Genomic DNA, 24,555 nt, shown 5'->3' with positions numbered 1-24,555 from the left:
TCTTACAGTATTTTTCTAGATTTAAGGAGCTACTGTAAGTCCTAATTTTTTTCCTTTTTCAATCATTAACGCATAAGCTGCATCATATTCATTAGGGATTTCACCTTCTAAAATGGCTTCTTTTATAAAATCTTTTATAATACCAATTTCACGAGATGGTTTCATATTGAAAGCTTTCATAATTTCTTCACCAGACACGGGAGGTTGAAAGTTTCTAACCTGATCACGTGCTTCAACTTCAATAATTTTTTCTCTTACAATTTTGAAATTGTTGTGGTATTTATTGAATTTCTTCGGGTTTTTTGTGGTGATATCGGCCTCGCAAAGCGTCATTAAATCTTCTACATATTCGCCGGCATCAAATACTAAACGACGCACGGCAGAGTCTGTAACGTCTTGCGCTAAAACAATAGGTCGCGAGCTCATAAAGACCATTTTCTGAACAAATTTCATTTTTTCATTCAACGGCATTTTTAATCTTTTGAATAAATGATACACCATTTTTGAGCCTTCGAACTCATGAGCATGAAAGGTCCAACCTACTTTTTTGCTAAAGCGTTTGGTTGGCGCTTTCCCAATGTCGTGCAATAATGCCGCCCAACGTAACCAAACATTTTCGGTGTTTTTAGCAATATTATCTACCACTTCCAAGGTGTGATAAAAGTTGTCTTTATGGAGTTGGCCTTCAACTTCATCGATACCTTTTAGGGCTGTTAATTCGGGTAAAATGTAGGGTAATAATTTTGTTTGTTCTAATAGTAAAAAACCAATTGAGGGCGTTTTGCTTTCCAAAATTTTATTCAATTCGGTTACAATACGTTCTTTGGTAATTATTTTAATACGATCACTATTTTTGGTGATTGCTTCTAGAGATTCTTTCTCAATAGTGAATTCCAATTGTGTTGCAAACCTTATGGCGCGCATCATACGTAACGGATCGTCACTATAAGTTATATCTGGGTTTAAAGGGGTGCGAATAATTTTTTTATTCAAATCTTCAACACCACCAAAAGGATCTAATAAATCGCCAAAATGGGCTTCGTTTAAATTTAAAGCGAGCGCGTTTATAGTGAAATCGCGACGGTTTTGGTCGTCTTGTAATGTGCCATTTTCTACCGATGGATTTCGGCTATCTTCGGTGTAAGATTCTTTTCTGGCACCTACAAATTCAATTTCGATATCATTAAACATCAACATGGCGGTACCGTAGGTTTTAAACACCTGTACTTTTGGTTTGTTGGGTAAGTTTTTAGCAACTTGTTTAGCTAAATTAATACCATTGCCAATAGCAACCACATCAATATCTTTGGCGTTGCCACGTTTTAAAATAAAATCGCGAACAAACCCACCAATCACATAACTGTCTAAATTAAGTTCTTTAGCCGATTGTGAAATGACTTTAAATATAGGGTGCGATAATGCTTCTTTGTAATTCATTCAATACATCTCAAATTACAAAACTCAAGAACGAATTTTCAAATGTTGATTTCGTGGTTGAATATTGTAGGTTTACTTACGAATAACTTTTACAATACCGCTATTACTCAATTTGATTATAGTCGATGGTTGATTGCAAATTTTTTCGCGTTGCAAATTTACAACATAGTCCACACCTTTTAAAACCTCAGGCGCTATTTCTTTGAATGATTTTGGAGTAGGGAAACCACTAATATTTGCCGATGTGGATACCACAGCACCATTAAGTCGACGAGATAAATCGTAACAAAAATCGTCATCAGGAATCCTTATGGCAATGGAGCCATCTTCAGCAATTAAATTTTTAGCTAAGTTTTGGGCATCGTCGTAAATTATGGTGGTTGGTTTGTCGGTAATATCGATGATGTTTAATGCGGCTTCGGGAATGTGTTTTACATACTTTTTCAACATTCTATCATCGGTAACCAAGCAAATGAGCGCTTTACTATCTTCTCGTTGTTTTAACTGATAGATTTTTTTTACGGCATCTTCGTTAGTCGCATCGCAGCCAATGCCCCAAACAGTATCGGTAGGGTAGAGTATAAGTCCGCCTTTTTTTAAAACGTCTATGGCTTTATTTATTTCATTTTGCATATCTAATTACTCATTAAAATATTAGATTTCATTAAGTATATCTTCTAATTGCTCCATGTTTTTTTTCCAAGATAAATTACTCAATAAAAATTTATTTCCTTTTTTCGCTAAATCCTTTCTTAAATCATCATTGTTTAAAAGAATTTCTATTTTTTCCACAATATCATTTGGGTTTTTAGGCGCAACAGTTAATGCGGTTTCATTATTAAAAGCAAAATCTTTATGACCTTCTAAATCTGTAGCTATAAGTGAACAGCCACAAGCTAAAGCTTCACACGCAGGAAGTCCGAATCCTTCTTTTATACTTGGAGTTAGGAAAATGGAATGTGAGTTATAGATATCAATGAGGTTTTTGGGTTTATGCAAAAAGATGATGTCTTTATGAAGGTTTTTTGGACGTTTTCTTGTGCTAAAGAAAGTGATAGTTACATCAGGATATTTTTCTTTAATATAAACTAATGCTTCAATACCATAAATAGAACCTTTTCTCTTGCCTTTAGAAAACATCATTAATATGGAAGGTTTGCGATCTTCAATATCTTTTTTTAAATAAAATTTAGATTCATTTATAGCATTTAATATAAGGTATGGTTTTTTATGAGATAAAGGCGCTATGATATCGTAAACAAACGACGATATAGCAATGTTTGTCGTCTTTTTTAGTTGGTAAGACTTAAATAGTAAGTTATCATATCCTAAGCCATTTTCATAATCTTGAATGAAGTTTATTTTTTTTCCTTTAGACTCATTTAACTCATGAACCTCTAGAGCTGTAGCCCACCAAGTTGACAAAATATAATCTGCATCTCTAATAAATTGATCTGAAACATTTTTTATGTTACAAGATCTTACAATGGGGTCTAATTCAAACCAATTAGGCCTTTCTGTCTTTCTTATTTTATGCAGTATAGCTCTTATAAAATAAGGTTTTGTATATCTTTTATGTGATGTGTTTAATGAATGGTATATTTGAATATCATAACCTTTTGCAGCTAAAAAGTTAGCATAGATGTACATGATTTTTGGACCTCCATTTGGACGTTTTGTAGGAAATGGAAGTATGATATTTATTTTTTTTTGCATTTGGTTTTATTCTGAAATAATTAATGGAAAAGCACGGGGTTTTCTATAAATACGTCTATTAAATATATAGAATTATTTATCCAAATTTAAAACACGTTGCTTTTGCATTAATGACTTGCTTAAAGGGGCCCCTATTAAAAGCACATAAAAGAGTTTCCAATATTTTGGTTTTATAATTGAAGTGAAAAAATATCGAATGATATACCATTTTAATAATACTTGATGATGTAGCCACCCATAATGCTTGTTTATGTAGTATAACAGAGATATTTTTTGCTCTATCTTTATATCTATGTTTTTTTTAGTGCTAATACCTTTATAATGAATGTATTCAATGGATGGTATTAAATAAGTGTTTTTATTCTTTTGTTTTAAAAACCTCCAACTTAGGTCTGATTCTTCATAATACAAGAATATATTTCTGTCAAAGCCTCCAATTTCGTTAAATGTTTTTGCTTCGACAAACATAAAAGATCCTTGTACATAATGAACTTTGGTTGGTTTATTATAGGTTGTTTTTCTGTTTAAATATTTTTTAGGAAATAATTTTTCTAAAATGGGACGTCTAAAAATTTCTCTTTTTATAGTTGAAAAATGATCTATAGTTACTCTAAAGTTTCTTTCTTCATCTAACATTTGAGGTGAGCAAATACCTGTGTCTGGATTTTGCTCCATAAAATCTTTTAAATCTTTTAAAAAATTGGTCGAGATTTGTAAAGTATCATTGTTTATAAAAGCATAATATTTACATGAAGCGGAATGTTGAACACCTATCATATTACCGGCTCCAAAACCTGTATTAATTTTACTTCTAATTAATTTGATATTACTAAGATTTAAGGCATCTAAATTCGATTTTAATTGAATGTAGTCCTCTTGTTTAGAAGCATTATCTACAATAATTATTTCGTAAGAAATATCTTCGTTCTGTTTCTTTAAAATGGATTCTACAGCTTCAAAGGTATATTTTGAAGTGTTATAATTAATAATAATACAGCTTACGTCTATCATGGGTTAGTTTAGAATTGCTTTCCACCTTTCAGAGATGGCATCTACTTTATATATTAGCGCTTTTTTTCGGGCATTCTTAGACATTTCCTCATCGAAACTTTCGTTTTTTATTAGTTTGGAAATTACTGAAAGAATTTCGCCTTCACGAGATAAATACCCTATGTCGCTAGTTATAATTTCTTTTGGTCCAGAATGGTTTGTAGCAATAGGTATTGTTCCTTGAGACATACACTCAATAATTACTAGTCCAAAAAGTTCTTCCCATTTAGTTGTTTTTTTAGAATTTAAAACGAGGTATTCGTGATTACTTATTAAATTAATAATTTTTTGTTGATCTTTTATAAAAGGATAATGGGTAATAGATTCATGCTTACTTGCAAAATCGGCTACTTCTTTTTCTGTTTTTCCATTACCAATAATGGTTAATGTTGCTTTGTTCTGCTTTGAAAAGAAATCTAAAAGTTCTGTAATTCCTTTTTGTGGTAATAGTCTTCCTAAATAGATGAAACTAAGAGGTTTTTTATTAATTTCTTGATGATTATTAAAAAAAACAGAGTCAAGAGCATGGTAAACCACATCTATTTTGTCTTCTTTGATATCATAATTTTCTATTAGTTGTTTTTTACTTTGCTCGGTAACTGTAAAGATATGTTTAACATCATTTTTTAAAAATAGTTTCCAACTTTTTTTTACTTTAGGAGTGTTTTTCTTTCGTTTTGGATGAAAACTTCCGTCCCAACAAGTCCATGATGTATGATAGTATATTTGATGGCTTTTTAAAAGTGTTTTAAGAATGACTAATTTCTTATCAAAAGGAGCTATTCCTAAAACAATTTTTTTGTTTTTAGAGAGCAATAATTCTAATAAAAAAATAAAATTGATCAATTGTTTTTTTAATAAAGAACCATTTAATGAGATAATTGATTTAAACAAAGTTCCAAAAACAGAAAATTCTCTATGTTTAAGAATTGTATCATTTTTTTTCAGAAGGTTATCTAGCGCAGTATAGTGGCTTTTAGCTCCATTCTTGTGAAGAATATACACAACTCTTTTTTGCATTATTATTTAATTTTAATTTCAACAAATATAGAATTTAAATTTATAATTTTACAGATGTAAATAATACTCGCAAAAATGCTAACTTTAAGCTAAGATGAAACAATTTGAAGTAATACAAGATGAGTTTTTAGGAGATAAACCTTTTTTAGATGATATTATAGATGGTTTTGATTCGAAAGGAATTCCATTTGGCAATCAAGACCGGAATTCTCTAAAACTTTTCAAATTAGAGAATCAGACTATAAATGTGAAGTCTTTTAAAGTTCCTAATTTGGTAAATCAAATTGCGTATAAGTTTTTCAGAAAAAGTAAAGCACAGCGCTCTTTTGAGTACGCTAATAAATTAAAAACCTTCGGAATTGGGACGCCGCAACCCATTGCATATTATGAGTTTGAAACGCCTTTTTTATTCAAAAAAAGCTATTATATAAGTGCTCAAGTTAATGACGATTTAACCTACAGAGAGTTAACTACAGATTTTGATATTCCCAACCATGAAGCCATACTTCGTGCTTTTACAAGGTTTACTTATGAGCTGCATGATAAAGGGATTCACTTTTTAGATCATTCACCAGGAAATACTTTAATTGAGTTGAATGGTGGTGACTATAAATTTTATTTGGTAGATTTAAACCGAATGGAATTTAAACCCTTAAATTTTGAAACCCGCATTAAAAATTTTGCCCGATTAACCACGCATAAATCTATGGTTGAAGTGATGAGTGATGAATATGCTAAATGTTCGGGTGAAGATTATAATAAAATATTCAATTTAATGTGGAGCGAAACCGAAGCATTTCAGGAGAAGTACCACCGAAAAATACGATTAAAAAAGAAACTGAAATTTTGGAAATCAGCTTAATCGTTTTAATTCTTGATATCTAAAATAAACGCCGTAGGCACTTAAATAACAGATCGTAAAACCTTCTTTGCCATCTAAAAAACCGAGTCGGAAAAAATAATTGACTATAAATTTATAAAAAGGTCTGATGTAGAAATGAAATGCATTGGGCCTTTTTCCTTTTTGATGAAGTTCTAAAGCTTTTAGTTTAGCGTAATGTTCCATTTTGGCTTTGTAATGCGCGGCACTATCAAAGCAATAATGGAGCATGTTATTTTTTAAAAGCGCGCTGGTTCCATCTATTTCTGGTAATTCGTGTACTATTTTATCCTCAATATATTTTACTTTATTTCGTCGGAAAAGGCGATAGGTGGTATCGGTTTGGAAACCACTAAAACGAATGCGTTTTTGTTTGAAAAAATACAAGCGTTTTACCATAAAAGCTGCTATGTTTTCCGAAGTGTTTACGGTTTCTAGTATTTCGGTTTTTAATTTTGGGGTAATACGCTCATCAGCATCGATGAATAAAATCCAATCGTGTTGTGCTTGTGCAATGGCAAAATTACGTTGGTCGGCAAAATTTTTAAATTCGCGCTGTATAGTTGTAACTTGTTTTAAGGCAGATAGTTTTTCGAAAGTACCATCGGTGCTAAAGGAATCTATTACAATTATTTCATCGGCAAAAGCGATGTTTTTTATAACGTGGTCTATATGGTTGACTTCATTATAGGTAATTATTAAAGCCGATATCTTTTTAGATGGATTCAAATTTTTAAATCAATTAAGTTGTAAAAATAAACCTTTTAACAGCTATAAAAAATTAAAGCGATTCTAAAAATGTCTTTAGCTTGGGTTGAATTAAATCTGGAGTAAATTGATTGTAAAGCGAGAGTGCTTCTTTTTTGAGTGCTTTTTCGGGCTTGGTGTATAGTTGGGGCTTAAAATCTTTTAAATGTACGCTTACATTATTTTTATCTTCAAAAAGATTCCAAGTGGCTTTATCTATCCATGGCGAAAATATAGTAAAGGTTTTTATGTTTAGCGCTTTTGCCATGTTAACGGCGCCACCTTCATTACCTATCAAAGCATCGCAATGTGTTGTTATGGCTAAGAAATCTCTCAAGCTTTTTCCAAAAACATCAAATAGAATATGTTGTTGTGTTTCCGGTAGGCACAAATCGAAAATAGCTTGAGCATCCGCGGCTTGTTTTGGGATGTAATTAAACAGAATTTGTCCTTGTGTTTGTTTTACAATGGCATCAATAATTTTTGCCATATACGGGAATGGGTAGGTTTTATTGGTACCGCTTCCTAATACACTAATCATGTAAGTGGGCTTGCTAAAATCTACATGGTGCTGAGTTAAGAATTGTTTACTCGAATCAATTTCAGCGTCAGTTAAATAAATTTTTGGTTTTATGGATGCGTTTTCTATTCCTAAAGGTTGTAGTAGTTGTAGTCTGTTAACAATGGCTAGTCCCGATTTTTCATCCGTACTTTTTAAGCGTTTTATATTATGATGATAAACAGGAGTTGTGTACGTTTTATGATAAGAAATTTTAGTTTTAGCTCCAGAATAGGCACTAATAATGTTACTCGATAATTTGGAATACACATCGATAACCACATCAAAATGCTGTTGTTTTATCTTTTTAGCAAAGTTGAATAATGCTTTTTTACTCCACTCTTCTTTTTTAGTAAAGAAGATAAAGTGATCTATAAACGGATTGTTTTCAACAACAGGGTAGGTGTGCTCGTTAATTAGGTAATGCAGTTGGGCATTAGGATACTTATGGCGAAGGGCTTCAAACAAAATACTGCTTGTAAGCACATCTCCAATCATTTTTTGCTGTATAACTAATACTTTCATGAGCATGGATAAAAAATAAATCTTCAGTTAGCAGGTTTAAAAAACAGGATAACTGAAGATTTTTTAATTATAATATTTACATATTAAACCGCAACACTATGCTCTCTTAAAGCATCGTTAAGTGAGGTTTTTTTGTTGGTACTTTCTTTACGTTTACCAATAATAATAGCGCATGGTACGTTGTAAGTTCCAGCAGGGAATTCTTTAGCATAACTTCCTGGGATTACTACAGAACGAGCAGGAACACGTCCTTTATATTCAACAGGTTCATCACCGGTAACATCAATAATTTTAGTACTCATAGTTAAAGTAACACCAGCACCTAAAACCGCTTCTGTTTCTACGTGTACACCTTCAACAACAATACAACGGCTTCCTATAAAAGCATTGTCTTCAATAATTACCGGAGCAGCTTGTAAAGGTTCTAATACACCACCAATACCAACACCACCAGAAAGGTGAACGTTTTTACCAATTTGTGCACAACTTCCAACAGTAGCCCAAGTATCAACCATAGTACCTTCGTCTACATAAGCACCAATATTTACGTAACTTGGCATTAAAATAGTGCCAGCCGAAATGTAAGCACCGTGTCTGGCAACAGCATGAGGTACTACACGAATACCTTTTGCAGCATAACCTGTTTTTAATGGAATTTTATCATGAAATTCTAAAGGACCACATTCTATAGTTTCCATTTTTTGAATTGGGAAATATAAAACGACTGCTTTTTTTACCCATTCGTTAACTTGCCATCCGTTTTCAGTAGGTTCAGCAACTCTTAATTCACCTTTATCTAGTAAATCAACTACGTTTCTAATTGCAGTTGTCGTTGTTTCTTCGCTTAATAAATCTCTATTTTCCCAAGCTTTTTCTATGATCTGTTGTAATTGTGTCATTGATATCTTTATTTTCCGCAAATATAATAGGTATCATTCAAAAAAGGTAACTATTAAAGTATAATTATCGATTACTGTATGCGTAAAATATCGAATAATGAAATAAAATACAGCGTTTAAATGTGCGCTTTATCTTTTTGTTAGGTAGTATTATCATAGAATTATTTGAAAAACATGTATTTCATCGTTGAGATGATGTAAATCAACTGTTTATCGTTTAAAGTGTACCTGTTTTCTACTAAACGAAAATCTAAGCCCTTACTCTATTTTATTGTTTGCAAACTGGTTGCCCAATGTATATTTGTCCCAGCAAAAGAAAATAACAATATGAAAACTACTTTTATAACACTTCTAATTTTATTACTAACAGTTTCTGTAGGGCATGCGCAAAGCAACAAAACAGAAGATGTAGTTGTAGAAGTAAGTAAAACAATTTCTGTTGAAAACAATAAAAAACAAGCAGCCACTACTACGGTAGAAACTAAAACTATAATTAAAGATAGTGCTGAGGTTGAAGCTATACTTGCTAAATCTACTAGTGATATTAGAAGTTATTTAAATAGAGAAAGACAAGTAAGCAATATTGGTTTGTTATTTCCTTCTTTAGCAAAACGAGTAAAAGCTTAAAAATATATTATATCCATTTAAAAAGGCTATCTGAAAAGGTAGCCTTTTTTGTTTTAAAAGAATTTCTATTAGGTTGAAATTGATATAATAACCTATTTTTACATAAAATTTATTTATGGCACGCATTTTAGCAATAGATTACGGAACCAAGCGCACAGGTATTGCAATTACCGACGAGTTACAAATAATTGCATCTGGCCTTACCACAGTAAATACAAAGGAACTTTTTAGTTTTTTAAAAACCTATGTAGCTAAGGAATCTGTTGAATTATTCTTAGTAGGCGAACCAAAACAAATGGATAACACGGCATCGGAAAGTGAGGTGTTTATTGTAAAATTTCTAAGTCAATTAGAAAAGCAATTTCCGAATATTCCTGTCAAGCGTGTCGATGAACGTTTTACTTCAAAAATGGCATTTCAAACCATGATAGATAGCGGACTCAAAAAAAAACAACGTAAAAATAAAGCTCTAGTAGACGAAATAAGCGCGACCTTAATTTTACAAAGTTATTTGTATTCGTTATAAGTGCTTGTAAATCTGTTAATTAATGATAGTATTTAATGGTTTCTGTTTTTCTAGCTTTGTATTTCAAATTTTAATTATTAGTTAAATTTAAAGTTTAGTAGTCAAACCCCAGCTAAAAGGTAGAAAACAACAAGGTGCTGTTGTAAAAATCAGTAATTTATTAGTGTTAATTTTAACCTATTGGTTGGGTTTATTTTTAAGTATTATTCCACTTCTTCTCACAATTTTTTTAGTAAAATGTTCTAAGTAAATGTATAGAATTGTACTTTTGCAATTACTAATAAAAAATACAGAATGATTTTACCCATTGTAGCCTACGGCGACCCTGTTTTAAAAAAAGAAGCAAAGGACATTTCTAAAGATTATCCAAACCTGGATACGCTTTTAGAAAACATGTTCGAGACCATGTACAACGCTTATGGTGTTGGGCTTGCTGCGCCACAAATAGGTTTACCAATTCGTTTATTTTTAATAGATACCACACCTTTTTCTGAAGATGAAGATTTAACGGAAGAAGAACAGAAAAGTTTAGATGGTTTTAAACGTGTTTTTATTAATGCGAAAATCACTAATGAAGAAGGAGAAGAATGGGCCTTTAATGAAGGCTGCTTGAGTATTCCAGATGTTAGGGAAGATGTATTTAGAAAACCTAATATTACTATTGAATATTTAGATGAAAACTTTGAAGCACATACCGAAAAATTTGAAGGTTTAGTAGCACGTGTAATTCAGCATGAGTACGACCATATCGAAGGTGTTTTGTTTACCGATAAACTTTCTAGTTTAAAAAAGCGTTTAATTAAAGGACGTCTTTCTAACATTTCTAAAGGAAAAATTAAGGTAGATTATAGAATGCGATTCCCAGATCAAAAAAAGAGACGTTAATATTTGCAAGGCATCAATAAACATTTGATATTTGCCACTTTCAAAAAATAATATATGAGTTTAGATAAAGTATTATCAATATCAGGAAAACCAGGTTTGTACAAGTTAGTAGCACAAACACGAGGAGGTTTTGTAGCAGAATCGTTAATCGATAAAAAACGTATTACGGTAAACGTAAGACAGAACGTTAGCGTTTTAAGCGAAATTGCTATTTATACTTTAACAGAAGAAGTGCCGTTGAAACAAGTTTTATTAAATATTAAAACAAAAGAAAACGGACAAGAAAGTTCTGTAAAACCAAAAGACGGTAAAGATAAATTAGAAGAATATTTCTTTGATATTTTACCAGATTACGATGAAGATCGTGTGTACCCAAGTGATATTAAAAAAGTACTTACATGGTACAATCTATTGATAAAACACAATATGATTGATAATTTAGAAGCAGAAGTAGCCGAAAGCGCCGCTGCCGACGAAGAAGAATAAAAAAACATAAAAGTATAAATGAAAAAGCCTCCAATATGGAGGCTTTTTTTTATGCTAAAAATGTAATTTTTAACATTTTAATACGACTTAAATTGGGTTAATCAATACTTGTAATACATGAATTCTCTTTGGTTTTTCGATGATGTAAATCTCTTTAAATTGCTTTGTCCACATAAATTTAAAAATTATAAGAAAGATCATAGTTTTGATGCTTACAAAAAGCAGGATTACATTTATTTTGAACAAGACTTCGCCAATAAAATTTATTTAATCGAAAAGGGAAAAGTGAAAATTGGTTATTATAATGAAGATGGTGTTGAGGTGGTTAAAGCTATTTTAACCCGTGGCGAACTCTTTGGTGAAACCGCTATTCTTGGAGACGATAAACGTGAAGAATTTGCACAATCGATAGATAACACAACCAGTATTTGTCCTGTAGGTGTAGACGCTATGCACAATTTAATGCGAGATAATCAAACCTTTACCTTCAAAGTATATAAAATTATTGGTTTCCGGTTAAAAAAATTAGAACGCCGTTTACAACTTCTACTTTTTAAAGATGCTAAAACCAGACTTCTGGAGTTTTTACATGAATTATGTACCGATTATGGTTACGATTGTGATAAAACAGGCGACCGCGTAGTGCATCATCCCTATACTCAAAAAGACATTGCATCTCTAATTGGCACATCTCGACCAACGTTAAATATTCTTTTAAATGAATTAAAGGAAGAATCTGTACTCGATTATACCCGAAAAGAAATAAGAATCTACAAAAAAACGGCCTAATGTTAGTTGGCTAACATTTTATATTCTTTTAGTGAAATACCTTTGATGTATAACAATCACTAAAAAAATAGATCATGATTAGAAAAACAATTTTAGCATGCGTAGCCTTAGGAATTTTTGCTACCTCTTGCAGTAACGACGACGATAATAATAAAGTAACCACAGCAGATTTAACCGTAGACCTTACCGGATTGGAAGCTCTAGGTTCTGGTTTTGTTTATGAAGGATGGATTATTGTAGATGGCTCTCCTGTATCTACTGGAACATTTTCTTCAGTAACGTTTCCACAATCTTTTACGGTAGATGCCGATCAATTAGAAGCAGCAACCACGTTTGTGCTTTCTATTGAACCTGCTGTAGATTCTGACCCAGCTCCAGCAGCAACAAAAATTTTAGCAGGCGATTTTTCAGGAAATTCAGCTAGTGTAAACTCAAATAATATTGTGGGCGATTTATCAACAGCTACAGGTAAATACATCTTAGCAACTCCTACAGATGACGATGAAACCAACGAAGCAAGTGGTGTTTGGTTTTTAGATAATTCAACTGAAACTACAATAGCAGGTTTAGATTTACCAGTTTTATCTGACGGATGGAAATACGAAGGATGGGTTGTTTTTGATGGTACGCCAATAAGTACAGGAACTTTTACCGATCCAGCTGCTGCAGATGATAATGCTGCAACAACATTATTTAAAGGAGATGCTGGTAATGGACCAGGTTATCCTGGTGAAGATTTTCTTCAAAATGCACCAACAGGATTAACGTTTCCAACAGATTTAAAAGGAAAAACAATTGTAATTTCTGTAGAGCCAAGTCCAGATAATAGCGCAGCTCCATTCACTTTAAAACCATTGGCTCATGGTGTGCCAACAGATGCTGTAAACCATACGGTAATTAATATGGAAGCAGGCCCTTTAGTAACTTTATCGGGTACAGCAACACGATAATCTTAAAAAAAAAAATCAAACAAAAAGCCCTAGTAATATGTTACTAGGGCTTTTTGTTTTTACATGATTTAGACTATAAAATAATAGCCAAACTTAAAATAAGCTGATCTGGTCGAGTGTCTAAACGGCCACCATTTATTCCGTTATTCCCAATAAAGGTACCTTCATTTTCTGTAAATCCACGCTCATACCTTAAATCGATACCTACTTTTTTAAAGTTAAGCCCAACACCAAAGTTAAGACCTACCGAAAAATCATCTTTAATATCTCCTACAGTAATTCCCTCAAAATCAGTGTCTAAAATATATTGGAATGATGGGCCTGCAAATACACTAACAGGGCCTAAAATCTTTAATCCAACTAAAATTGGAGCATCAAGTTTTTGCATACTGAATGTATCATCCTCATAATCACTTTTTGTTTTCGTGTAAACTATTTCAGGTCTTAAAAATAATTTGTCACCAATTTTCCCAAATAACCCAATGTGATAGCCAACATTTCTGTCAGGATTTTGTGCATTATCATTTATAGATTCCACATATTTTCCATTGGCATTATAGTTTAAACCACCTTTGATACCAATGCCACTTGCTGATTGAGCAAAAGCTGCTGATGGGACAACAATGGCTACTACTAAAATTAAAAATAAATTTTTCATAATGTTCGTTTTAAGATTTGCAATTATACTTACAAAAACGTTGCCAAAGATAATTTATTTCCTTGTTGATAAATATTGTTATCGGTTTTTAGTTAATTATCTTTGCCAACTGATATAATGAAATAGATGAAATTCGAATTAAAAGCAAAAGATCCTCTAAGCAAAGCTAGAGCTGGAAAGTTAACCACAGATCATGGTGTTATTGAAACCCCTATTTTTATGCCTGTTGGAACTGTTGGAACTGTTAAAGGTGTGCACCAGAGAGAATTAAAGGATGATATTAATCCGGATATTATTTTAGGAAATACGTATCATTTATATTTACGTCCACAAACGCATGTACTTGAAAAAGCTGGCGGACTTCATAAATTTATGAATTGGGATCGCAATATTTTGACCGATTCTGGAGGCTATCAAGTGTATTCACTTTCAGCAAATAGAAAAATAAAAGAAGAGGGCGTTAAGTTTAAGTCGCATATCGACGGAAGTTACCACACTTTTACACCCGAAAATGTTATGGAAATTCAACGTACCATTGGAGCGGATATTATTATGGCTTTTGATGAATGTACACCATATCCTTGCGATTATAATTATGCAAAACGTTCTATGCACATGACGCATCGTTGGTTAGATCGTTGTATAAATCACTTAGATAAAACACCACTTAAATACGGATACGATCAGGCCTTTTTTCCTATTGTACAAGGGAGTACTTATAAGGATTTACGTAAACAATCGGCTGAATATATTGCAAATTCAGGAGCTGTAGGTAATGCTATTGGTGGTTTATCGGTAGGGGAACCTGCGGAAGAAATGTATGCTATGACCGATGTAGTTTGTGCCATTTTACCAGAAGACAAGCCAAGATATTTAATGGGCGTAGGTACACCAATCAATATTTTAGAAAATATTGCGTTAGGTGTAGATATGTTTGACTGTGTGATGCCAACTCGAAATGCTAGAAACGGAATGTTGTTTACAGCTCATGGTAGTATCAATATTAAAAATTTGAAATGGGCTGAAGATTTTTCTCCAATCGACGAGATGGGAATAACTTTTGTTGATACCGAGTATAGCAAAGCTTATTTACGTCATTTATTTACGGTAAATGAGTTGTTAGGAAAACAAATTGCAACCATTCATAATTTAGGTTTTTATTTATGGTTGGTTCGCGAAGCTAGAAAACATATATTAGCAGGAGATTTTTACCAATGGAAAGAGAAAATGGTGAAACAAATGGATAATAGACTATAATAGAAACATGAATGTAAAAAGGAGTATTATTTTTAATACGTTCTTTTTCTTTATAAATATTGAAATACCACGTATTTAGTGAGCTAGTAAAAGGATGAAAATATTAGATTGGTACATATTAAAACGTTATTTGTTTACATTTTCAATGATGTTATTATTGTTTATTCCTATCGGAATAACAGTGCATTTAGCTGAAAAAATCGGAAAAATTTTAGAGAATGATGTACCTTTTGGCGAAGTGCTTATTTACTTTTTAGATTTTACCATATATTTTGCCCATTTATTATTTCCGTTATTTTTATTCTTATCCGTTATTTGGTTTACCTCAAAATTAGCCAACAATACCGAGGTTATTGCTTTTTTAAGTTCTGGAGTTTCCTTTACAAGATTTCTTAGACCTTATATGATTGGCGCTACAATCGTAGCTATTTTATCCATTCTTTTGGGGTTATACTTGGCTCCAAATGCAAGTAAAGGCTTTAACGATTTTAATTATAAATATTTAAAAAGAGGTCAGAGTAAGGTTGATAATACCGACGTATTTCGTCAAATTAACGATAGCGATATTATTTTCGTAAGTAGTTTTGATGTGAAAAATAAAATTGGTAGGAACTTTACACTAGAACATTTTAAAGATGATAAACTAGTTTATAAAATTTCCGCAGATAAAATTAAATATATAGAAACTGATACATCCTCCATTTACCAATTATCTAATTATATGAAACGTATTGTTGGTGAAAATGATGATGAACTTGATATTTTAAAACAAAAAGATACGTTGTTGTCATTTGATGTGGACGATTTAATTCCTGAAATTTACGCCGCCGAAACTAAAATGTATGGTGATTTAAAACAATTTATAGCCAAGGAGGAATCTAGAGGATCGTCAAACGTGGGCCGTTTTAAGCTGGTTTTATATCGTAAATGGAGTTTGCCTGTTTCTGTCTTTATACTAACCATTATTGCGGTAGCAGTCTCTTCTAAAAAACGACGTGGCGGTATGGGCGTTAACCTGGCTGTAGGTATTTGTATAGCCATGGTTTTTGTGTTTTTCGACAAAATATTTGGCGTTATGGCCGAGCAATCCGATTTTAACCCATTGATAGCTGTTTGGTTTCCAAACATTCTTTTCGGTATTTTAGCAGCTTACCTGTTGTATAATGCAAAACGCTAATCTAAAAGATTATATTCATTTACATATTCTCGTGCTAATTGCTGGTTTTACAGCGATTTTAGGCGAGTTAATAAGCATAACGGCCATTCCTTTAGTTTGGTTTAGAATGCTTATGGCAGGAGTGTTAATGGGTATATATGTGCTGTTTAGCAAAACGAAATTAACTGTAACACCCAAATCACTTTTACGTCTCTCTTTTGCGGGTGTCATCATTGCTTTACATTGGATTACTTTTTTCGGAGCCATAGATGCATCTAATGTCTCTACAACCTTAGCTGTTTTTTCAACAGGAACATTTTTTGCGTCAATCATAGAGCCCGTTGTTTATAAGCGTCGCATATTATGGTACGAAATTTTATTTGGAATACTAGCCATTGTTGGTGTTTGCATCATCACACAGAGTGAAATGCAATATTTAACCGGTATTATATTGGGCATTATTTCCGCCTTTTTATCCTCGTTATTTGCCGTTTTAAATGGAAGTTTTTTGAAAAAACATTCGGCAACAGTCATTTCATTTTACGAATTTATTAGTGGCGTCTTATTTATTACCATATATATATTCTTTTTTGGAGATGGATTTTCAAAAGAATTTTTTAACTTAGATACCTCAGATTTTTGGTATTTATTTATCTTAGCATCGGTTTGTACAGCATATGCTTTTATAGCGTCGGTTTATATTATGAAAAGTATAAGTCCTTATACTGTAGTACTTACCTATAATTTGGAACCTGTTTATGGCATTATTATAGCCTTAATTTTATTTCCTGAAAAAGAAAAAATGAGCCCATCGTTTTATTATGGAGCCATGGTGATCATTGCAGTGGTGATTTTAAACGCCATATTTAAAAATAGTAGAAAACTAAAAAGAAGCCACACATAATGCTTTAAGAAAATTAAAGTTTTTATATTTGCGCACTAACTTTATAATATAGTCAAAACAAATTTCCTATGGAATATTTAGAATTTGAACTTCCAATAAAAGAGCTGGAAGACCAATTGCAGAAATGTAAAATTATTGGTGAAGAGAGCGAAGTAGATGTTACTGAAACATGTGCTCAAATAGAAAAAAAGCTTAAAGAAGCTCAAAAAGATATATACAAAAACCTTACGGCATGGCAACGTGTACAAATGTCACGTCACCCAGAGCGCCCATATACTTTAGATTATATTAAAGCTATTTGTGGAAATTCATTTTTAGAATTACACGGCGATAGAAACTTTAAAGATGATAAAGCCATGATTGGTGGTTTAGGTAAAATCGGCGATCAAAGTTTTATGTTTATTGGCCAACAAAAAGGGTATAATACTAAAACAAGACAGTATAGAAACTTCGGAATGGCAAACCCTGAAGGGTATCGTAAAGCCTTACGTTTAATGAAATCTGCTGAAAAATTCGGAATTCCTGTTGTAACACTTTTAGATACACCAGGGGCATACCCAGGATTAGAAGCTGAAGAACGTGGACAAGGCGAAGCTATTGCTAGAAATATTTTAGAAATGACACGCTTAAAAGTGCCTATTATCACTGTTGTAGTTGGTGAAGGAGCTTCTGGTGGAGCATTAGGTATAGGTGTTGGAGATGTGGTTATGATGCTTGAAAATACTTGGTACTCTGTAATTTCTCCAGAATCTTGCTCGTCTATCTTATGGCGTAGTTGGGAATATAAAGAACAAGCTGCTGAAGCTTTGAAATTAACCGCTCCCGACATGAAAAAACTAAAATTAGTTGACGAAATTATAAAAGAACCTCTTGGAGGTGCACACCGCGACAGAACTAAAACTTTTAATTCTGTTAGCAATGCCATTATAAAACATTTTGAGGTGTTAAAAAAGTTATCACCAAAAGATTTAGTGGCACAACGTATGGATAAATACTTGCAAATGGGTGTTTATAAAGACTAACGACCAAAAAACATACTTTAAAAAAATCTGAAGTGTATAACTTCAGATTTTTTTATGCTTATTCACAATATTTTTAAGTTATTAACAGTTAAATTGTTAACTAACGGTTAACATTCCTAACCCGTTAAATCTATAAACCTACTTCAATTTTAATTACTTTCGTAGTTATGAAACAACCAAACCCCGTTCAGGGATATAAAGTCGATAAAAGTACCATAATCAGCCTTGAAAAAGGAAAAATACCACCGCAAGCTCTTGATTTAGAGGAGGTTGTTTTAGGTGCTATGATGATTGATAAAAAAGGTGTCGATGAAGTAATTGATATTTTATCGCCCGATGCATTCTATAAAGAAGCCCACCAACATATATTTGAAGCTATTTTTACTTTGTTCGAAAATAGTGAGCCAGTCGATTTATTAACAGTTTCTACGCAGTTAAAGAAGAACGCGAAGTTAGAGCAGGCGGGAGGCGATTTTTACCTCATATCCTTAACCCAAAAAGTATCATCTTCTGCACATATTGAGTTTCACGCACGTATTATTTTGCAGAAATTTATTCAGCGTAGCTTAATTAAAATTTCGAATGAAATTATTGAAAATGCTTACGATGAAACTAAAGATGTTTTTGATTTACTAGATACTGCCGAATCAAAATTATACGAAGTTACCCAAGGAAATATTAAAAAATCGAGTGAAACCGCTCAAGATTTAGTAATTCAGGCGAAAAAGAAAATTGAAGAAATTTCAAACCAAGAAGGTTTAAGTGGTATTGCAACAGGCTTTACCAAATTGGATAAATTAACTTCAGGATGGCAACCTTCCGATTTAATTATTGTAGCCGCACGTCCTGGTATGGGTAAAACGGCATTAACCTTATCTATGGCACGAAATATTGCTGTAGATCAAAATATGCCAGTAGCCTTTTTCTCATTAGAGATGGCTTCTGTACAGTTAATTACACGTTTAATTTCTAGTGAAACAGGTTTGTCTTCGGAAAAGTTAAGAACCGGAAAATTAGAAAAGCACGAGTGGGAACAGCTTAACGTAAAAGTGAAAAGTTTAGAAAAAGCGCCCTTATTTATTGATGATACGCCTTCGCTATCTATTTTCGATTTAAGAGCAAAAGCACGTCGTTTATCGTCGCAACACGGTATTAAATTGATCATGATTGATTATTTGCAATTAATGACTGGTGGTTCTAATCATGGTGGAAATCGTGAACAGGAAATCTCGATGATTTCTAGAAACTTAAAAGCTTTAGCAAAAGAATTAATGGTGCCTGTAATTGCATTATCGCAGTTATCACGTGCGGTGGAAACACGTGGAGGCAGTAAACGTCCGTTACTTTCCGATTTACGTGAATCTGGTGCGATTGAGCAAGATGCCGATATTGTAAGTTTTATTTACAGACCAGAATACTATAAAATTGACGAATGGGATGATGATGAACGCTCTCCAACCGAAGGTCAAGCCGAGTTTATTATCGCCAAACACCGTAATGGTGGTTTAGAAAATATTAGACTGAAATTTATCGGTAATTTAGGTAAGTTCGATAACTTGGAGGATTTCGATTCACCTTTCGAATTTCACTCTAAAATGAATGCTGCTGCAAACGATGATAGCTTTAAAGCCGATGATTTTAAAGTAACACCAGATCAAGCTTTTGGTAGTTCTTTTAATGATGATAGTGATAACGAAGTCCCATTTTAAGAAGGAATTACCATTTTATTTCCCATAAAAATTAAGTATCTTTCGCTTATATAATTCTATATCTCAGTTGGTTTTTATAAAAATTAACTGAGATATTATTTTTAGGCCATCTACAAGTTGAAAAAGTTAATTATCACATTTTTATTTATATGTTTTGCATGTAAAACCTACGCATCCTACATTTTGGTTCCAATGGGTGTGGACAATCAGAAAAATCATTTAAAAGCATACGGTATTACTTATTGGGTGCTCAATAAAAACCTTAAGGTAAAATGGTTGCTTAATTATCAAGGCGGTTCATTTTTAATGCCTGACACGGAAGCTATTCAACGAGAATGTCAAATTCGAGGCGTTTCCTTTGGCGTTATTTCCAACGATAAAGCGGAAAGTATTCTCGAAGATATCAGTAGTCCGAGCCAAAATATGGAAGCCGTAGTCTTAGAGAAAGCACCAAAAATTGCGGTTTATACGCCAGAAGGAAAATTACCTTGGGATGATGCTGTTACTATGGTTTTAAACTATGCTGAAATTCCTTATGAAACCGTTTATGATGAAGAAGTTTTAAACGACGGACTCTTGTTATTCGATTGGCTGCATTTACATCACGAGGATTTTACGGGGCAATTTGGTAAGTTTTATGGTGCTTATAGAGCAGCTCCATGGTATATTACAGAGAAAAAAGCAGCTGAAGCTTTGGCAACAAAATTGGGATACAGTAAGGTTTCCGAAGAAAAAAGAGCAGTGGCTTTAAAAATTAGGGATTATGTTGTAGGTGGCGGATTTATGTTTGCCATGTGTAGCGCAACAGATAGTTTCGATATCGCATTATCGGCTGATGGTGTTGATATTTGCGAGCCTATGTTCGATGGAGATGGGAGCGAAGCAGGCTATCAAAACAAAATAGATTACAATAAAACTTTTGCATTTACCGATTATATTTTGGAACGAGACCCTACAACTTACGAGTTTTCTTCTATTGATATGACGAGTAAACGACAAATTTCTAAAACTACCGATTACTTTTCGCTAATGGATTTTTCAGCAAAATGGGATCCAATTCCAACGATGTTATGCCAAAACCATACGGCCTTAGTAAAAGGATTCATGGGGCAAACCACATCCTTCAATCGGGAAGAAATAAAATCGAATGTTTTAGTGATGGGGGAAAACAAGCTAAATGGTGAAGCAAAATATATACATGGTATAAAAGGAAAAGGATTTTTTACCTTTTATGGTGGTCATGATCCTGAAGATTATCAGCATCGTGTTGGCGATCCAAAAACAGAATTAGATTTGCACCCAACATCACCAGGGTACCGCCTTATTTTAAACAACGTATTGTTTCCTGCAGCGAAAAAGAAAAAGCAGAAAACATAGACAGTTTTAGTAACTATCTACTCATAAACAGAAGTCAACAATTATATTTTAGATGAAAATTTTTCAAAAGGAAATTGCTTTGAAACCTCATAAACGGGGTTTTCATTTAATAACAGATTTGATTTTGGAAGCTATTCCTGAGCTCAGTCAAATTAATGTCGGGCAATTACAGGTTTTTATTAAGCATACTTCGGCAAGTTTAACCATTAACGAAAACGCTGATAGCACGGTGAGATTGGATTTTGAAAGTCATTTTAATAAAATGGTTCCCGAAAACGCGCCTTATTATAAGCATACTTATGAAGGACCGGACGATATGCCTGCGCATATAAAAGCATCGTTGTTGTCTAGTTCTGTTGAAATTCCCATTACTAAAGGGCAGTTAAATTTAGGGATTTGGCAAGGTGTTTACCTTTGCGAACATCGTGATTATGGCGGATCAAGAGCAATTGTAATAACGGCATTTGGGGTTTAAACTGTCAAAAGCACTTCAGAATATATAAATACAATTTTGTTATATATTTTATAATGCGAGTTGAGCAACCGGCTTTTATTGATTAATGGAAATGAAATCACGATATTTTAGTCGGTTTTCGTTCTCACTATAATTTTTTTGTAAATCATGGATTTGTTTAGTACTTCAGAAAACGAAAATATTTTACCTTTTGAAGGTGAAGCGCGGTATTATGGTTCTATAATGAACCTAGAAAAATCACAATATTATTTCGATAGATTATTAAATTATATTGAATGGGAGAATGATAAAGCCATCATTTTTGGGAAATTGGTTATTACCAAGCGTAAAGTGGCCTGGTATGGAGATAAAGCATTCGATTATACGTATTCTAAAACGACTAAATCGGGGCTACCATGGACAAAAGAGCTGTTAGAACTCAAAAGTATTGTCGAAAATAAAACAGGAGAAACATTTAATTCTTGCCTGCTTAATCTATATCATAACGGAGACGAAGGTATGGGGTGGCATAGTGATGGTGAAAAAGATTTGAAAATTAACGGTGCTATTGGTTCTTTAAGTTTTGGAGCTGAACGCAAATTTTTATTTAAACACAAAAAAACAAAACAAACCGTTGAAGTTTACTTGGAAAAAGGGAGTTTGTTAGTTATGAAAGGGGAAACGCAAACCCATTGGCTCCACCGATTACCGCCGACTAAAAAAGTGAAATTTCCGAGGATAAATTTAACTTTTAGAACCATCGATTTGTAAGATGTTAAAGTCTTTTTTTACGATTTAATTGTTCTGTAACAGGACATGTGGTTTCTACAAAAAAAACTGTTTCATAATTTGATGTTTTTATGTGTGAAAGGTCGTTCTACTTAAAGCGACTTAATTGATAATTGTATAAACAGTTTTGTTTTAAAGTCATTCAGAATAAAATTTTAGATTGCTTAGTCTGAAAATTAATAGTTCAGAATTAAAAACACAAAGCCCATTAAATTTATTTATCAAATGAAACATGTATTCATCATTTTATTCGCATTATCAACTTACGTCATGCAAGCCCAAGACGTAGATTATTACACAAAAGGAGGGTTTGTAGTTGAAGGTTTCGATGTGGTTTCGTACTTTAATAATGCTCCAAAAGAAGGGAGTGAAAAATACGTTGCAACTTATAAGGGTGGTAGCTTTAAATTTATTAATCAAAAGAATTTAGAAGTTTTCAATAAAAATCCAGAGCGATATATTCCAGAATATGGCGGGTATTGTGCTTATGCTGTTGCTGTGAAATCTAAAAAAGTATCTATAGATCCGGAAACTTACGAAATACGAGACGGTAAACTTTATCTTTTTTATAATTCATGGGGCACAAATACCTTAGAATCCTGGATAGAAGAATCTCCAGATAATTTGAGAAAACAGGCAGATAACAACTGGGAAACACTTAATAAAAAGCAGTAAATGTATTTAGTTGTTTATTTTTTTATTGGATTTACCGCGGCGGTTCTTGGGGCTTTACCTTTGGGAACCACAAATGTTGCTGTAATTAACACCACTATAAAAGAAAGTGTGCAGGATGCTTTAAAAATAATTTACACCGCATCATTGGCAGAAGTTATTTTAATAGTGGTAGCCATCATGTTTAATGCACAAATTGAAGTGTTTATTGCAATGAATACTTGGGTACAATATACCATTGTGGGACTTTTAATAATTATTGGAACTGTGCTTGTATTTGGGCGTACAGAATGTGTGAAAGATGAAAACGATGAGTGTATTCTTATTAAAGAAAGAGCTGTGCCTATTTCTAAACAAATGCTGGGTTTCTTTTTAGGATTGGTAAATCCTACGGTGTTGGTGTATTGGATATTTATATTGGCGTATTTAAATAGAAATATTGTAGACTTAAATAGTGCAGTTGAATACCATTTGATTATTCTGTTTTTAATAGGTGCTTACTTTGGGAAGTTAATGGTATTATATGGATATGGTAAATTTAGTGATGTACTAAAAATAAGAACTAAACACATTACAACTCGCGTTAATCGCGTGATAGGTGTGTTGTTGTTATGCATTTCTGTTTTTCAGGTTACCAAGTTGGTCTATTTTTAATTTTTCTGACTGATAGGTGAGGGTTAAACCATAAAAACGGTTCATTATAAAACATAAAAAATCCGATTCAATTAAGAATCGGATTTTTTTTATTAAGCGAATAATATGTTTTACAATAGGCGAAACGCCTTATTTTACTTTCTCGATTACAGCTTTAAAAGCCTCTGGGTTGTTCATAGCTAAATCGGCTAAAACCTTACGGTTTAATTCCACATTGTTAGCTTTTAATTTTCCCATAAATTGAGAATAAGATAAACCATGTAAACGGGCTCCTGCGTTAATACGCGTGATCCATAATGCACGGAATGTTCTCTTTTTGTTTCTACGGTCTCTGTACGAGTATTGCATCGCTTTGTCAACCGCATTTTTTGCTACTGTCCAAACGTTTTTACGACGTCCAAAGTAACCTTTTGCTTGTTTTAGAACCTTTTTTCTACGGGCTCTTTTTGCTACAGAATTTACTGATCTTGGCATAATTTTAATTGTTTTTTTGTAGTAGGCGGCCTATAAATAGACACTTTTTATAATTAAAGCCTAACTCCAGGGTTTATAATTTATTTAACCAACGTTAAAAACAGGTTGTGTTTATTTTAAACGCAACATGGTTTTAATGTTATTTTCGTCTGCTTTATGTACTAATGTATCATGACGCAGTGCTAGCTTACGCTTTTTAGACTTCTTTGTTAAGATGTGACTTTTAAAAGCGTGCTTTCTTTTTAATTTACCAGTACCAGTAAGCTTGAAACGCTTTTTAGCACTAGATTTTGTTTTCATTTTAGGCATTTTTTTCTCCTAGATTTTAATTAT

28 protein-coding genes are annotated in these 24,555 nt (G+C 32.7%); 17 read left to right on the top strand and 11 right to left on the bottom strand.

Features of this window, described 5'->3' with window-relative positions; all coding sequences use genetic code 11:
- Nucleotides 1-21 precede the first annotated feature (21 nt).
- From QWY92_RS08215 to QWY92_RS08195, 5 genes are all read right to left on the bottom strand, one after another.
- Entirely contained in the window at nt 22-1,437 is a 1,416-nt protein-coding gene (locus QWY92_RS08215) for a CCA tRNA nucleotidyltransferase (protein ID WP_290270159.1), read from the bottom strand.
- Between the two features lie 72 nt (nt 1,438-1,509).
- A complete protein-coding gene (locus QWY92_RS08210; RefSeq protein WP_290270157.1) occupies nt 1,510-2,070 on the bottom strand; it encodes an L-threonylcarbamoyladenylate synthase in 561 nt (186 codons plus the stop codon).
- Between the two features lie 21 nt (nt 2,071-2,091).
- Nucleotides 2,092-3,153, bottom strand: a complete 1,062-nt coding sequence (locus QWY92_RS08205) for a glycosyltransferase family 4 protein (protein ID WP_290270155.1) — start codon at nt 3,151-3,153, stop codon at nt 2,092-2,094.
- Nucleotides 3,154-3,225: 72 nt separating this feature from the next.
- Nucleotides 3,226-4,164: a glycosyltransferase family 2 protein gene (locus QWY92_RS08200; protein WP_290270153.1), complete on the bottom strand. Its 939-nt coding sequence runs from the start codon at nt 4,162-4,164 to the stop codon at nt 3,226-3,228.
- Nucleotides 4,165-4,167: 3 nt separating this feature from the next.
- Nucleotides 4,168-5,223, bottom strand: a complete 1,056-nt coding sequence (locus tag QWY92_RS08195) for a glycosyltransferase (protein WP_290270151.1) — start codon at nt 5,221-5,223, stop codon at nt 4,168-4,170.
- 94 nt (nt 5,224-5,317) lie between these two features.
- Here QWY92_RS08195 and QWY92_RS08190 point away from each other — a divergent pair, with 94 nt between their 5' ends.
- Entirely contained in the window at nt 5,318-6,085 is a 768-nt protein-coding gene (locus QWY92_RS08190) for a lipopolysaccharide kinase InaA family protein (RefSeq protein WP_290270150.1), read from the top strand.
- On the opposite strand, the gene QWY92_RS08185 is transcribed toward QWY92_RS08190, so the two are convergent.
- The 3 genes from QWY92_RS08185 to QWY92_RS08175 form a co-directional block, all read right to left on the bottom strand.
- Nucleotides 6,077-6,832, bottom strand: coding sequence for a glycosyltransferase family 2 protein (locus QWY92_RS08185; protein ID WP_290270147.1), 756 nt, complete (start codon nt 6,830-6,832; stop codon nt 6,077-6,079). The genes QWY92_RS08190 and QWY92_RS08185 overlap by 9 nt on opposite strands.
- 52 nt (nt 6,833-6,884) lie before the next feature.
- Nucleotides 6,885-7,934, bottom strand: coding sequence for a glycosyltransferase family 9 protein (locus QWY92_RS08180; RefSeq protein WP_290270146.1), 1,050 nt, complete (start codon nt 7,932-7,934; stop codon nt 6,885-6,887).
- Between the two features lie 83 nt (nt 7,935-8,017).
- Nucleotides 8,018-8,833 carry a 2,3,4,5-tetrahydropyridine-2,6-dicarboxylate N-succinyltransferase gene (locus QWY92_RS08175; protein WP_290270145.1) on the bottom strand — a complete coding sequence of 272 codons (816 nt, stop codon included), beginning with the start codon at nt 8,831-8,833 and terminating at the stop codon, nt 8,018-8,020.
- Between the two features lie 327 nt (nt 8,834-9,160).
- Between QWY92_RS08175 and QWY92_RS08170 the strand changes: the two genes are divergently transcribed.
- The 6 genes from QWY92_RS08170 to QWY92_RS08145 all read left to right on the top strand — a co-directional run bounded on the left by QWY92_RS08170 (nt 9,161) and on the right by QWY92_RS08145 (nt 13,096).
- A complete protein-coding gene (locus QWY92_RS08170) occupies nt 9,161-9,460 on the top strand; it encodes a hypothetical protein (protein WP_290270143.1) in 300 nt (99 codons plus the stop codon).
- Nucleotides 9,461-9,575: 115 nt separating this feature from the next.
- Nucleotides 9,576-9,986: a Holliday junction resolvase RuvX gene (gene ruvX / locus QWY92_RS08165; RefSeq protein ID WP_290270142.1), complete on the top strand. Its 411-nt coding sequence runs from the start codon at nt 9,576-9,578 to the stop codon at nt 9,984-9,986.
- Between the two features lie 294 nt (nt 9,987-10,280).
- The gene (gene def / locus QWY92_RS08160; RefSeq protein ID WP_290270140.1) at nt 10,281-10,871 is read left to right on the top strand and encodes a peptide deformylase; all 591 of its coding nucleotides are present in this window, start codon (nt 10,281-10,283) and stop codon (nt 10,869-10,871) included.
- 54 nt (nt 10,872-10,925) lie between these two features.
- Complete coding sequence (locus QWY92_RS08155; protein ID WP_290270139.1) at nt 10,926-11,357, top strand: DUF5606 family protein; 432 nt, start codon at nt 10,926-10,928, stop codon at nt 11,355-11,357.
- A gap of 117 nt (nt 11,358-11,474) precedes the next feature.
- The gene (locus QWY92_RS08150) at nt 11,475-12,146 is read left to right on the top strand and encodes a Crp/Fnr family transcriptional regulator (RefSeq protein WP_290270138.1); all 672 of its coding nucleotides are present in this window, start codon (nt 11,475-11,477) and stop codon (nt 12,144-12,146) included.
- 74 nt (nt 12,147-12,220) lie between these two features.
- Entirely contained in the window at nt 12,221-13,096 is an 876-nt protein-coding gene (locus QWY92_RS08145) for an anti-sigma factor (protein ID WP_290270136.1), read from the top strand.
- A 73-nt stretch (nt 13,097-13,169) separates the two neighbouring features.
- Here the strand turns inward: QWY92_RS08145 and QWY92_RS08140 are convergent, their stop codons facing one another.
- Nucleotides 13,170-13,754: an outer membrane beta-barrel protein gene (locus QWY92_RS08140; protein WP_290270134.1), complete on the bottom strand. Its 585-nt coding sequence runs from the start codon at nt 13,752-13,754 to the stop codon at nt 13,170-13,172.
- A gap of 126 nt (nt 13,755-13,880) precedes the next feature.
- On the opposite strand from QWY92_RS08140, the gene tgt reads away from it, so the two are divergent.
- From tgt to QWY92_RS08090, 10 genes are all read left to right on the top strand, one after another.
- Complete coding sequence (gene tgt / locus QWY92_RS08135; protein WP_290270133.1) at nt 13,881-15,011, top strand: tRNA guanosine(34) transglycosylase Tgt; 1,131 nt, start codon at nt 13,881-13,883, stop codon at nt 15,009-15,011.
- Between the two features lie 94 nt (nt 15,012-15,105).
- On the top strand, nt 15,106-16,188 hold the full coding sequence (locus tag QWY92_RS08130; RefSeq protein WP_290270131.1) for an LptF/LptG family permease: 1,083 nt from the start codon (nt 15,106-15,108) through the stop codon (nt 16,186-16,188).
- Complete coding sequence (locus tag QWY92_RS08125; RefSeq protein ID WP_290270129.1) at nt 16,175-17,071, top strand: DMT family transporter; 897 nt, start codon at nt 16,175-16,177, stop codon at nt 17,069-17,071. Before QWY92_RS08130 ends, QWY92_RS08125 begins: the two co-directional genes overlap by 14 nt.
- Before the next feature lie 68 nt (nt 17,072-17,139).
- Nucleotides 17,140-18,093, top strand: a complete 954-nt coding sequence (locus tag QWY92_RS08120) for an acetyl-CoA carboxylase carboxyltransferase subunit alpha (RefSeq protein ID WP_290270127.1) — start codon at nt 17,140-17,142, stop codon at nt 18,091-18,093.
- 167 nt (nt 18,094-18,260) lie between these two features.
- A complete protein-coding gene (gene dnaB / locus QWY92_RS08115; RefSeq protein WP_290270125.1) occupies nt 18,261-19,802 on the top strand; it encodes a replicative DNA helicase in 1,542 nt (513 codons plus the stop codon).
- Nucleotides 19,803-19,994: 192 nt separating this feature from the next.
- On the top strand, nt 19,995-21,179 hold the full coding sequence (locus tag QWY92_RS08110) for an asparagine synthetase B (protein ID WP_290271576.1): 1,185 nt from the start codon (nt 19,995-19,997) through the stop codon (nt 21,177-21,179).
- Between the two features lie 52 nt (nt 21,180-21,231).
- The gene (locus tag QWY92_RS08105) at nt 21,232-21,654 is read left to right on the top strand and encodes a secondary thiamine-phosphate synthase enzyme YjbQ (RefSeq protein WP_290270123.1); all 423 of its coding nucleotides are present in this window, start codon (nt 21,232-21,234) and stop codon (nt 21,652-21,654) included.
- Nucleotides 21,655-21,801: 147 nt separating this feature from the next.
- Nucleotides 21,802-22,404 carry an alpha-ketoglutarate-dependent dioxygenase AlkB family protein gene (locus QWY92_RS08100; protein ID WP_290270122.1) on the top strand — a complete coding sequence of 201 codons (603 nt, stop codon included), beginning with the start codon at nt 21,802-21,804 and terminating at the stop codon, nt 22,402-22,404.
- A gap of 243 nt (nt 22,405-22,647) precedes the next feature.
- Complete coding sequence (locus QWY92_RS08095; RefSeq protein WP_290270121.1) at nt 22,648-23,097, top strand: YHS domain-containing (seleno)protein; 450 nt, start codon at nt 22,648-22,650, stop codon at nt 23,095-23,097.
- A complete protein-coding gene (locus tag QWY92_RS08090) occupies nt 23,098-23,748 on the top strand; it encodes a hypothetical protein (RefSeq protein ID WP_290270119.1) in 651 nt (216 codons plus the stop codon).
- 129 nt (nt 23,749-23,877) lie between these two features.
- On the opposite strand, the gene rplT is transcribed toward QWY92_RS08090, so the two are convergent.
- A complete protein-coding gene (rplT, locus tag QWY92_RS08085) occupies nt 23,878-24,222 on the bottom strand; it encodes a 50S ribosomal protein L20 (RefSeq protein WP_290270116.1) in 345 nt (114 codons plus the stop codon).
- Nucleotides 24,223-24,333: 111 nt separating this feature from the next.
- On the bottom strand, nt 24,334-24,531 hold the full coding sequence (gene rpmI, locus QWY92_RS08080; protein WP_042495462.1) for a 50S ribosomal protein L35: 198 nt from the start codon (nt 24,529-24,531) through the stop codon (nt 24,334-24,336).
- Nucleotides 24,532-24,555: the final 24 nt, after the last annotated feature.

The organism is Algibacter miyuki (assembly GCF_030409805.1).
Taxonomy (GTDB): Bacteria; Bacteroidota; Bacteroidia; order Flavobacteriales; family Flavobacteriaceae; genus Algibacter; species Algibacter miyuki.
This window is presented reverse-complemented; position numbering and strand designations above follow the sequence as displayed.